The sequence below is a fragment of the Thermomonospora catenispora genome (assembly GCF_006363815.1).
Taxonomy (GTDB): domain Bacteria; phylum Actinomycetota; class Actinomycetes; order Streptosporangiales; family Streptosporangiaceae; genus Thermomonospora; species Thermomonospora catenispora.
On sequence record NZ_RRYT01000079.1, the window covers coordinates 1 to 2,491 of the forward strand.

General features: G+C 78.5%; 1 protein-coding gene and 1 pseudogene. Both read right to left on the minus strand.

Annotation, left to right across the window (positions count from 1 at the left end; translation table 11 throughout):
* A partial coding sequence (locus EIO00_RS23905; protein ID WP_140182691.1) for a TY-Chap domain-containing protein occupies window positions 1–1,683 on the minus strand: 1,683 nt, incomplete at its 3' end.
* Between the two features lie 92 nt (window positions 1,684–1,775).
* Window positions 1,776–2,491 (minus strand): annotated as a pseudogene (locus EIO00_RS24385) (hypothetical protein); the annotation flags it as partial.

Genomic DNA, 2,491 nt, shown 5'->3' on the forward strand with positions numbered 1-2,491 from the left:
CGCCCTCCCGGCGACCGGCGCATCGGCGGCCGACCCCGCCGGACGGGCCTCGCCGGCGACGCCGGCGGCCTCCCCGACCGTCGACGCCGTGGGCGGCTCGTCGTCCCCATGGGGCGCGCGAAGGCCGGGCCCGGCGGCGCGGGCGGCCTCCCCGGCGACCGGAACGTCGGCGGGGGCGGTCGCGGGCGGCCGGGCCTCGCCCGGGCGGGGCCCGGAGTCCGATCCGGCGGGCGGCGGACCGGACGGCGCCGCGTCGTTCCCGGCGTCCGTCCCCCCGGGGACGGGACGCCCCTCCGGTCCGGGGGCGGGGGCGTCGGAGGCCGCGAGGGCGGAGGAGAGCGGACGGCCGGAACGGGCGTGTTCCGCGACCCGCCCGACGGTGTCGGCGTCGATGTAGGCGGCGCTGGGAAGCCGGGTGTTGATCGCCAGACGCCAGGCGGGATCGGGCCACTCGGCGGCGAGCTCGGCGAACGTGGTGCGCCGGTAGTCCCGCAGCGGCCCCTCCAGCGCGGAGTCCATGGCGTCGGGGGAGGTGAACGCCAGCAGGTAGGTGCCGTCGTGGTAGTCGGCGGTCAGGTACCGCCCCTCCGCGGTCACCGGCACGTACAGCCGGGCGCGCAGCACGATGTTCAGGTAACCGGTCCGGTCGCCGCGGTTCTTGGCGGCGGCCAGGGCGGCCTCGACCTCCGGGTCGGCGTGCCGGGCCGAGCCGGCGGGCGCGCCGGTCCGGGCCGCGGGCAGCGGCGGGCTGGTCTTGCGGATCTCCGTCCGGGACGGGTCGGCGGGCGGGATGCCCAGCTCGGTCAGCTCCACGTACGAGGGGCCGATGAACGCCTCGTACACCAGGTCGTCGGGGTCGCGGGCCGACTGGACCTCGCGCAGCGCGACCACCATCATCTCCGCCAGCCGCCGGAACTCCTCCGGCTCGGCCCCGGCGGGCAGGTCGAACGTCCAGTTGGGGTGATCGCCGGGCCAGCGCCATCCCACCGCGGCCAGCCGTTCCTCCCGGGCGGCGTCGAACACCGGGACCCCCGGCGGCAGCGCCTGCCCGCTGACCGCCTCGGCGTGCACCCGCCGGGCGTCGCAGAACGCCTGCACGTAGTAGCTGTCCCGACGCCGCTGGGAGATCACCAGCCCCATCTGCGGCTGCATCGACGCCAGCTCGCAGGCGAGCTGCTCGGTGAACACCGCCCACTGCGGCGGGGGCGGCGGTCCGGCGGGCGCCGGCTCCTGGTCAGCCCGGGCGATGCCCAGCCCCGGCATCGACAGCGGCTCGGGCCCCTCGCCCTGACGGGCGGCCTCATAGCACAGGTCGGCCACCGACGGCACGCCGTACACGTCGCTGAACGCGGCGGCCATCCGCTCGGCCAGCGCCCGGCACCGGGCGGCCTGCTCCCGGGTGATCTCGGTGGGGTCGGCCGGCAGGGTCACCCGGCACCACCAGTTGCGGCGCTTGTCGCCGTCGGGACGCTGCCAGCCCAGTTCCGACAGCGTCGACTCCTGCCGCGGGCTCAGCGGCTCGGGCAGGTAGTCGCTGCTCACCGCCTCGGCGTGCAGTCCGCTGCGGTACCGCATCGCCTGCACGTAGGGCATCCCGCCGAATCCCTGCACGACGACGTACGCGTCGACCGGCAGGTGCATCAGCTCGCGGGTCAGGCGCTGGGCGAACTCGTTCCAGTCCAAACGGGGGCACTCCAGGCGGCCGGCATTTCGGTGGAAGGAGACGTTAGCGCGTCGAGCGCCGCTTCACCGTCCGGTGTACCCGGAATCTCCCGTCATGTCGCCGGGACCGGCGTCCAACCACCGCTGGCGGCGTCGTAGACCGCGACCGGCCGCGGCTCCCCGCCGTCCCCGGCGTCGACCCACAGCCGCACGCCGTGCGGCAGCCGCATCGCCGCCCGCTCGCCGACCTTTGGCTCGGGGCGATCGTCGCCCGACCGCCGCGGCAGCGGCGGCACGACGCCCGGGTCCGGCGCGGCCTGCGCGCCCTCCTCCACGGCGGCCGGCGCGGCGATCCCCTGCTCGCCGGTCGCGAGGGGACCGTACGGCGGGGCCTCCGCCCGGCCCTCCTCGGGCACGGCCGCCTGAGGCGGCCGGGACGGGCCCTGCGGCGGGGCGTCGGGCCCGACGGGCGACGGGGCGCCGGACGCCGGGGTCTCCGGCCGGGTGCTCTCGGACCGGACGGCCAGCCGCGTCAGCGCCTCCAGGTCCGGCAGCGGCCCGGTGCCCTCGGCGGGCGCCGGCGACGCGCCGTGCGGGACCTCCGGCGCGGGCGGGGCCGGGACGTCGTGGGGGACGTCGTGGGGCGCGCCGTGCGCGGCCTCAGGCGACGCGCCGTACGGCGCGTCCGACGGGCCGGCGTTCTCGGCCTGCGCCGGCTGCGGCGTCCCCTGCGGAGGGGCGCCCGGCGCGGAGGGCTCGCGCGCCCCCTCCGGGGAGGGCGGCTCCGCCGGGTGCGGCCCCGTGGACGTCGCGGCGTGCGACGGCCCCG